10 protein-coding genes and 1 riboswitch are annotated in these 8,029 nt (G+C 59.6%); of the genes, 3 read left to right on the plus strand and 7 right to left on the minus strand.

Going from position 1 to position 8,029, the window contains the following annotated elements:
- The coding region (locus tag ABIZ35_RS04785; RefSeq protein ID WP_348218730.1) for an SDR family NAD(P)-dependent oxidoreductase at positions 1–888 on the plus strand (888 nt) is incomplete at its 5' end.
- On the opposite strand, the gene ABIZ35_RS04790 is transcribed toward ABIZ35_RS04785, so the two are convergent.
- From ABIZ35_RS04790 to ABIZ35_RS04815, 6 genes are all read right to left on the minus strand, one after another.
- Positions 873–1,859 (minus strand): SDR family oxidoreductase, encoded by a 987-nt coding sequence (locus ABIZ35_RS04790; RefSeq protein ID WP_348218731.1) that lies wholly within the window; start codon positions 1,857–1,859, stop codon positions 873–875. The genes ABIZ35_RS04785 and ABIZ35_RS04790 overlap by 16 nt on opposite strands.
- A 111-nt stretch (positions 1,860–1,970) precedes the next feature.
- Positions 1,971–2,276, minus strand: a complete 306-nt coding sequence (locus ABIZ35_RS04795) for a hypothetical protein (RefSeq protein ID WP_348218732.1) — start codon at positions 2,274–2,276, stop codon at positions 1,971–1,973.
- Between the two features lie 142 nt (positions 2,277–2,418).
- A riboswitch (cyclic di-GMP riboswitch) is annotated at positions 2,419–2,517 on the minus strand.
- A gap of 89 nt (positions 2,518–2,606) precedes the next feature.
- Positions 2,607–3,143, minus strand: a complete 537-nt coding sequence (locus ABIZ35_RS04800; RefSeq protein WP_348218733.1) for an HAD family hydrolase — start codon at positions 3,141–3,143, stop codon at positions 2,607–2,609.
- Positions 3,112–3,528 carry a hypothetical protein gene (locus ABIZ35_RS04805; RefSeq protein ID WP_348218734.1) on the minus strand — a complete coding sequence of 139 codons (417 nt, stop codon included), beginning with the start codon at positions 3,526–3,528 and terminating at the stop codon, positions 3,112–3,114. Before ABIZ35_RS04805 ends, ABIZ35_RS04800 begins: the two co-directional genes overlap by 32 nt.
- 82 nt (positions 3,529–3,610) lie before the next feature.
- On the minus strand, positions 3,611–4,072 hold the full coding sequence (tnpA, locus tag ABIZ35_RS04810; RefSeq protein ID WP_348218735.1) for an IS200/IS605 family transposase: 462 nt from the start codon (positions 4,070–4,072) through the stop codon (positions 3,611–3,613).
- 169 nt (positions 4,073–4,241) lie between these two features.
- A complete protein-coding gene (locus ABIZ35_RS04815) occupies positions 4,242–5,099 on the minus strand; it encodes an aldo/keto reductase (RefSeq protein ID WP_348218736.1) in 858 nt (285 codons plus the stop codon).
- A 117-nt stretch (positions 5,100–5,216) separates the two neighbouring features.
- Here ABIZ35_RS04815 and larE point away from each other — a divergent pair, with 117 nt between their 5' ends.
- Entirely contained in the window at positions 5,217–6,104 is an 888-nt protein-coding gene (gene larE / locus ABIZ35_RS04820; RefSeq protein WP_348218737.1) for an ATP-dependent sacrificial sulfur transferase LarE, read from the plus strand.
- Positions 6,094–6,846 (plus strand): nickel pincer cofactor biosynthesis protein LarB, encoded by a 753-nt coding sequence (larB, locus tag ABIZ35_RS04825; protein ID WP_348218738.1) that lies wholly within the window; start codon positions 6,094–6,096, stop codon positions 6,844–6,846. Before larE ends, larB begins: the two co-directional genes overlap by 11 nt.
- Before the next feature lie 23 nt (positions 6,847–6,869).
- On the opposite strand, the gene ABIZ35_RS04830 is transcribed toward larB, so the two are convergent.
- A complete protein-coding gene (locus tag ABIZ35_RS04830) occupies positions 6,870–7,838 on the minus strand; it encodes a hypothetical protein (RefSeq protein WP_348218739.1) in 969 nt (322 codons plus the stop codon).
- Between the last annotated feature and the right edge of the window lie 191 nt (positions 7,839–8,029).

Below are 8,029 nucleotides of genomic sequence, written 5' to 3' on the forward strand. Positions count from 1 at the left end.
CGGGAGCTCGCCGCGCGCGGCGCCCAGGTCGCGGCGTGCGCGCGGGATGGGAACGAACTGAAGGCGGCGGAACAGAAGCTGTCCGCAGAGGGCGTCGATCTCTTTACGGTTCCCTGCGATGTCACCAAAGAAGACGAAGTGAACGATCTGATCGAGATCGTCACGAAGCGCTTCGGTCAGATTGATGTCCTGATCAACAACGCCGGCGTGATCGAAGTCTCCCCCGAGGAAGACCTGACGCTGGACGATTACCGAGAGGCGATCAACACGCACTTCTGGGGGCCGCTCTACACGATGCAGGCGGTGCTGCCGCAGATGAAGGCGCGCGGCCACGGACGTATCGTCAACATCTCCTCGGTCGGCGGCAAGATTCCCGTGCCTCATCTGGCGCCGTACTCGGCGAGCAAGTTCGCCCTGGTCGGCCTTTCCGAAGCCTTGCGCGCCGAACTGATGGAGGACGGCGTTGTCGTGACCACCGTCTGCCCCGGCCTGATGCGCACGGGCAGCCCCGACAACGCGATCTTCAAGGGCCAGAATAAAAAAGAGTACGCGTGGTTCAGCATCAGCGATTCGCTGCCGGGCTTGACGATCAGCGCAGAGACCGCCGCCAAGCAGATCATCGACGCCCTGCGCCACGGCAAAGCCGAAGCGGTGCTCTCCCTCCCCGCACAGCTTGGCGCGAAGCTTTATGGTCTGTCGCCCAACCTCATCTCGGTCGCCCTGCGGATCGCCGGCGCCGTCCTGCCCGAGCCAGGCGGCATTGGAACGGCGCGCGCGAAGGGAAGCGAAAGTCATTCGCCAGTGTCGCCCTCGCCCACAACCGTGCTGACGCAAAAGGCGGCGGAGTCGAATAACGAGGATGAGGGCCTCCCCTACACCGCCTCCTGAGCCGCGATCAGCTTGTCGATCCGAGCGTCCAGCTCCACATCCACCACCTGGCGCGCTGGGTCGGCGTCATACCAGTCGATTACTTCCTGCGCGCCCCACGACAGCGGGATCGTCGCGGCGAAGTCGGGGACGAGGCGCTTGACCTTGGTATTGTCAAAGATTACGCTGTTGGTCCGGTCCCCGATCAAGCCGTCATTCCATTCTGGGAAGTGCTTGCCGATCGTCGCCGACGGAACGTACACCATCTTTGCCGTGGCGCCAGAGGCGTGGGCGAAAATCTCGTAGATCTGGTTCCAGGTGAGCGCCTCGTCGCTGGTGATTTGAATGGCGTCGCCGATCGTTCTTGGATTTCCAAGCAGGCCCAAGAAGCCCTTTGCGAAATCGCGATGATGCGTCATCACCCACAGCGAGGTCCCATCGCCGTGGACCATGATCTTCTTTCCCTGCCGCATGCGGTTGATCTCGGTCCAGCCGCCCATGAACGGCAGCAGGCGCTGATCGTAGGTATGGGAGGGACGGACGATGGTCGAGGGGAAGCCCTGCTCCCGATACGCGCGAACCAGCAGCTCCTCGCACGCGATCTTGTTGCGAGAGTATTCCCAGTAAGGGTTCGACAGTACGGTGGACTCTGTGATCGGCAGGCTCGCCACGGGTTTTTGGTAGGCGCTCGCCGAGCTGATGAAGACGTATTGGCTGGTCCGTCCCGTAAACAGATCGATGTCGGTCTGGACGTGTTCGGGAGTGAAGGCGACCCAGTCGACAATGGAATCAAAGTTGAGGCCCTGAATCGCCGCGCGCGCCGACTCTGGATCGCGGATGTCGCCGTGAAGAACGCGGGCGCCCTCGGGAACGGGACGCGAGCTGCGCCCGCGATTGAGCAGATAAAGCTCGACGCCGCGCTCGACCGCGAGCTGCGAGCAGGCGGAGCTGATGATGCCGGTGCCGCCGATGAACAAGACTTTTTGAGGCATGGTTGTACTTTCACCCGGAGCCGTATTTTCTCGCCGCCGTCACTTAGCGGTTCGATGTGGTCTTATACGTCGGCGGCATCCCGAACTCCTTCGCTCGTCGCGCCGCCCGGTTTATCGAAGCGCCGCCCCAGGACTTCTCAGAGTCGCCACCAGCCCGCTGAATACGAGCGCCGCCAGCACGACAGGCGGCCACTGGCGTGCGGCGTCAATGCTGATGCTTCCGTCGGGCGGCGCGAACAAAAGTCCATATTTGATCAGCGTGATCTGGTGCGGGGCCGACGAAGAGCCGAATAAGCTGGAGATTTGCGATCGCAGCGCCCCGCCCATATCTGGCATCATCACAAAGGGCGGATACAGCAGCAGCGTACTCACCACAAGGATCCCGATCCACATCACTCCGATTTGCTTTCCGTTCATTCAGGCATCTCCCCTAATTTTCTTCCGACACTCAGGGAGACACGAAAGACACGATTTAGTTGCGCCGGAAACGTACAAAGCGCCCGGCTTCTTCGTGAGAAGAAACCGGGCGCTTTGCAATATATATTAACGCACTCGCACTTTCGGAAACGTGGCTGCCATGTCTCATCACCTTGCGGAGACTTGGGTTAGGCCCATCGCTTTGCGTCTTCTCCTTTCGGAGAGTTTGCCTTTGTCGAGTAACGATTGATGGGTTAGGTGCTTTTATTATAGGAATTTTACCGGTCTTTGCTCCCCGTGAAAATTACTGGGTTTTATTGCACCGCGCAATTATTGTTCAGATTCCGATCGCCACCGCCGCTTTTCCACCGTGCGCACATTTTCCACATTAGCCAATGTCCGCAAATATCGCGGCAGCCGAAGCAGATCGTCATCCGCCGTATCCCCCGTCCACGGCGCCACACGCACCAAATTGCCATAACTGCGCAGATGCTTCTCTGGACTGTCGTCAACAACGATCACTTGTTCCAATCGATAACCACGGCGTTTGAGCTTCACAAGGTTCTTCGTCCCCACATGAGCATCGCAGTCGGGATCGTAACGCACGGTGCAGCGCTCAATCGCCCACAAAAACGATGGCGGCTGTGGGAACAGGATCTGAACAATGGCTTCGGCGTAATCACGTGTCGCGGAAGTCCAGACCGCCGTTTCGAAATGCGCAAAGCAGAAGGCGAGAAAATCGTCCACGCCGGGCCGTTTGTAAACAAAGTAAGGGCCGACGGCAAAGCCCGCCGCGCGTTCGAGCGGACGGCGCGCTGCATACACCAGGGTTTCGTCAAGATCGAGAACGAGAAGTTTGCGATTCAAAATCTGTCAGCGCCGCCTGTAAATATTTGACCACCCGCTGGCGATAAGGCCACGCCATCGAGCGCAGGGGGATACGGTTAAGCCAGTGGTTGCTCGGACCGTATCCCGTTCCGCGCTTGCGGCTCAAGATCATATTGGACGGCATAGCCTTCTGTGACAATGTCGCGATGCAGACGCGCAGCTCGTCGAGCGACGCGAATCGCAAATCCGCGCGGTCGATCTCCACGCGGTACATGGAATAGCCCTGGCCAGGCGTGGGTTTGGGCATCGGCGGCGTAAACTCATCCGCTGTGCGCCATCGGTTGCCTGCGGTTTCTATGTGCACCCAATAGGTCATTGGGGATTCACAGCGCTTTGAATTGTAGTCGATCCAATGCTTTTTCATGGAACCCATTTATTGTCAATACAATGCGACCGTATTCAAGATTTCCCGGTTATGAAACCCGGGCCTGGGAGCGGCCGGACCGCTAACCGTCCGTGCCGGACGGAGGAGAGGATGTTGGCGGCTGCGGAATTGCGGCCTCAACGGAAGTCCAGAGTGTTTGTTTTGCGTGATGCAGCTTCTGATTTTTAATATAATCGATGATCTTACTGCATTGGGAGTGGCTGAAGCTGAATGCTCCATATCCTTCCTGCCAGCCGAAGAACTCTCCCGCAAATAGCTGATCTCGCGCGAATGCTGAGGAGACACCTTTTACTTGCTGCATCAATTTGGCGACGCTCAGCGGGGTTGGCAGTGTCACCGCCAGATGCACGTGATCGGGCATGCCGCCCGTCGCCAATATCTCACAACCGAGACGCGCACACTCCGCTTCAATGCATCGGAACAATGCCGCTTCCTTGTCTGCGGTAATCAACGGATACCGCAAATACGTTCCCCACACCAAATGCAAATAAACGTTGATTGTATTACGAGGCGCCAGCGGCATTGTCCCGTCTCCGTATAATCTCTTAATTCTTCCGTCCGGCACGGACGGTTAGCGGCCCGGCCGCTCCCAGGCCCGGGTTTCATAACCGGGATCATTCACTGCGAACGGTCGCGCCGATCTACTGAGCTTCATGATTCCAGCCCATGCAACTGAGCCTGGTGATTTTATCTCACGCCGCCATCGTAAACAGCGGCGTTTCCGATTGGGCCATGATTTGCACATCGGCGCGTTCGTCGTCGGTCAAAGGCGTGAAGGCGTCGGCGATGTCGAGGGCCATGCGGAACAGACGGATGTCGCCGGGCGGGATGGCGGCGGTGATTGGGAGGGAGAGGCAGTAGCGCAGGGCTTTGGTGGCGTCCGTCCGGTCGGCGAGCGGTTCGTACCAGGGTTTGGGGTATTCGCTGCGGTTCGGATCGCCGTCGCGCCAGGGGCCGCGCGCCATGCCTTTCAGCGCAAGGCGGGCGACGCCTCGGCGCTGGGCCTCTTCCAGCACCTGCGGGCCGAAACCAGCCTTTTCGAAGGTGACGAAGTTGAACGGGAAGAGGATGCTGTCGAAGTCGAACTGGTTCATCAGGGACAACGCGGCTTCGACGCTGTGCGCGCTGAAGCCGAGATGACGGACTTTGCCGGATTCGCGGGCTTTGGCGAGCGTCTCCATGGCGCCGCCGGGAGCAAAGACTTGCTCGACGTCTTCAGGCGTGGTCATGGCGTGCAGCTGGTAGAGATCGAAGTGATCGGTTTGCAGCTTGCGCAGAGATTCCTCCAATTCTTCCCGCGCGCCGACGGCGTCGCGTTTGCCCGATTTGCAGGCGAGAAAGACATCGTCGCGGTACGGGGCCAGCGCCGGCCCAAGCATCGTCTCGGCGTTACCGTACGAGGGCGCGACATCAAAATAGTTGACGCCCCGGTCGATCGCTTCGCCGACGTATCGCGCCGCTTCGTCCGTCGTCACATCCATCACGATGATTGCTCCGAAGCCCAGAATACTGAGGTCCAAGCCCGTCTGTCCATACGGTCGTCGTTCCATAGTTCTCTCCTCGCCGATCTGCTGGCAATAGTCGATGCAAGTATTGTACCTAAATGTTTTTCGCCTGACGAGTGGGGGTAAACTAGGGACGCAAAGCTTTTTGAAGGGCCCACAAAATTGCCGACACTTACCCGTTTTTTGCCCGTCAACCAGAACCCCGGCGACGCCGTGATTCCCATCGAACAAAAATACGACGCCCTGCGCGCGCTGCTGCGCGAACTGGGCTCCGTCGTGATCGGATTTTCCGGCGGCGCGGACAGCGCGCTGCTCACGAAAGTGGCGCACGATGAACTGGGAGACAAGGCGCTGGCGGTCATCGCCCTATCCGAATCGTACGCACGGCGAGAGCGCGACGAGGCGCTGGCGCTGGCGACACAGATCGGCGTTCCCGTCCTGACCGTGGATGCGCGCGAGCTGGACAACGAAAACTACGCCTCCAACCCGGCGAATCGCTGCTATTACTGCAAGACCGAACTGTTCACGCATCTCGAAAAAGTCGCTCGGGCCCAGAATATTCCCTGGATCGCCTACGGCGCGAACCATGACGATTTGGGCGACTATCGCCCCGGCCAGCAGGCGGCGCAGGAGTTTGGCGTCCGCGCTCCCTTGTTGGAAGTAGGGATGACCAAGGCGGAGATCCGCCATATCTCCAAGCAGCTGGGGCTGGCGACCTGGGACAAGCCCGCCATGGCCTGCCTTTCCTCACGCTTCCCCTACGGCACGCGCATCACTGCCGAGCTGCTGGAGCGATTGGACGCCGCCGAGGATTATCTGCGCCACGATCTACAATTTCGGCAGATCCGGGTGCGTCACCATGACACGATCGCGCGTCTGGAAGTGGACACGGCGGAGATGAACCGCCTTCTCGATCCCGCACTGCGCGAACAGATCAGCGCGCGCCTCAAAGCGCTTGGTTATACTTACGTCGCGGTGGAACTGAGCGGTTACAAAAGCGGCAGTTTGAACGCAGCTTTGACTGCAAGCGGAGCGGCGAATGGACACTGAGCGCCTCGCCGAATTGCTTCGCCAGGTGCAGGGCGGCGATGTCAGTATTGAAGCCGCGCTGTCGTCGCTGCAATCTCTGCCATACGAATCCGTCGGCGACTTTGCTCGTCTCGATCATCACCGCGCCGTTCGGACCGGAATGTCGGAAGTGATTTACTGCCCCGGCAAGAGCATCGATCAAACGGCGCAGATCGCGCTGCGTCTGTTCGAAACATCGGGACGCGTTCTCGCCACACGCGCGGCGCCCGAACAGTTCGACGCCGTGCAGGCCGTGCTTCCCAGCGCCGTCCACCATCCCCTCGCCCGCCTGATTACGGTCGGCGATTTTCCCAAACCCAAAGACTCGGAACGCTATGTGGCGGTGCTGACGGCAGGCACGGCGGACACGCCTGTGGGGGAAGAAGCGGCGCTCACGCTGGAATGGCAGGGAACGCGAGTGGAGCGGCTTTACGATGTCGGAGTGGCGGGCCTGCACCGGCTGCTGGATCAATTACCGATCGTGCAGGGCGCGCAGGCGCTGGTGGTTGCGGCGGGAATGGAAGGCGCTCTGGTGAGCGTGGTGGCGGGACTGGTCTCCCGCCCCGTGGTCGCCGTTCCGACCAGCGTCGGTTACGGCACGGCGTTCGGCGGAGTCGCCGCCCTGCTCACCATGCTCAATTCCTGCGCCGGCGGCGTCGCCGTCGTCAACATCGACAACGGGTTCGGCGCCGCCTGCTACGCGCATCGGATCGTCAGCGTCTAAGAGCGCGATGGATCGAAGAGGCTTTAGTACTGGAATTGCGGAGGGCCGAAGTTGGCGTTGACGCCACCCGCGCTCCAATGCCACTTGGCGGTGCTATGAATATGTTCGCCGCCGCTAATCACGGAACTATCCCCGGATTCCCAGTTGGCCTCTCCTCCGCTGACGGCGGAGCATGCACCGTCAGCTTCATTACTGTTTCCGCCGGCGATGGATGAGCCAACGCCCCATGCATAATTAGCGATGCCGCCGCCCACGGTGGAAAAGGCTCCCACGGTAGTATTGTTCTGGCCACCAAGGATCGAAGACCACTGGCCGCCGATCGTATTGCGCCAGCCAGTGACGATTCCGCCCACACTGCTGTAGTTTTGATAGTCTCCAATGATCAGATTGTGTGAGCCGGTGCGGATATCCAGATTATTCATTCGCATCTGATTGTAACCAATGATCAGATTTCCCAGTCCATTCGAGGTTTGAGCGCTGGAGTTGTCGGGGGTATTGGGCAGACCATTCGTCGCGCCCAATCCATTGACGATGTGCAGGTTGCCGGTGATGGTCAAGTCTTTATTGTTGACGGTCATCAAACTGAAGATCGCCAGCTGAGCAGGCGTCAGCGCCCCGCCGACGCCCGTCGCGCCTTTGGGTCCCGCCGGGCCCATCGGACCGGCGGGTCCCATCAGGCCTACGGGCCCGGCGGGTCCAGGCGCCGGATGCGTCTTGATATAATTGATATTGCTGATCAGCGACGTGATGGCGTTCTGGTACGCGATGCTTGAGTTTTGCAGCGTGGCGATATTCGTTTGCTGTGCGACGACGGTGTTTTTCAGCGATGCAATGGTAGCCTGCTGGGCAGCGGCCGTGTTTTCCGCCTTCGTCATGCGAGCCGTGAGATCGGAAATCGCGTCGGCGTGTACAGGGAGGACGGACGCCAGCAGAAGCGCGGCGGCGGCGCAGAATTTGAGTGTGGCGAATGAGCGGTTCATCATTGGCGTCATGTTCGTGAGATCCTTTTACTGAAGCGGTGGACAATGTTTGATGAATAGAGGATATCATCCGACCGTGAGAAGAGCGTGATTGGAGTGTGAGAATTGCGTGATATTTGTTAGGTTTTCGCGGAGGGGCTTTCAGAAGACAAAAACTTGGACCGCAATAGAGTAGCGGCGCCGAATCCGTTGTCGATATCGAC

The sequence above is a fragment of the Capsulimonas sp. genome (genome assembly GCF_039929585.1).
Lineage (GTDB): Bacteria > Armatimonadota > Armatimonadia > Armatimonadales > Capsulimonadaceae > Capsulimonas.

Bases quoted from the DNA above. Each gene is read 5' to 3' on its own strand.
- ABIZ35_RS04790 (WP_348218731.1), bottom strand. From the start codon at position 1,859: ATGCCTCAAAAAGTCTTGTTCATCGGCGGCACCGGCATCATCAGCTCC.
- ABIZ35_RS04795 (WP_348218732.1), bottom strand. From the start codon at position 2,276: ATGAACGGAAAGCAAATCGGAGTGATGTGGATCGGGATCCTTGTGGTG.
- ABIZ35_RS04805 (WP_348218734.1), bottom strand. From the start codon at position 3,528: ATGAAAAAGCATTGGATCGACTACAATTCAAAGCGCTGTGAATCCCCA.
- tnpA (WP_348218735.1), bottom strand. From the start codon at position 4,072: ATGCCGCTGGCGCCTCGTAATACAATCAACGTTTATTTGCATTTGGTG.
- ABIZ35_RS04815 (WP_348218736.1), bottom strand. From the start codon at position 5,099: ATGGAACGACGACCGTATGGACAGACGGGCTTGGACCTCAGTATTCTG.
- larB (WP_348218738.1), top strand. From the start codon at position 6,094: ATGGACACTGAGCGCCTCGCCGAATTGCTTCGCCAGGTGCAGGGCGGC.
- ABIZ35_RS04830 (WP_348218739.1), bottom strand. From the start codon at position 7,838: ATGACGCCAATGATGAACCGCTCATTCGCCACACTCAAATTCTGCGCC.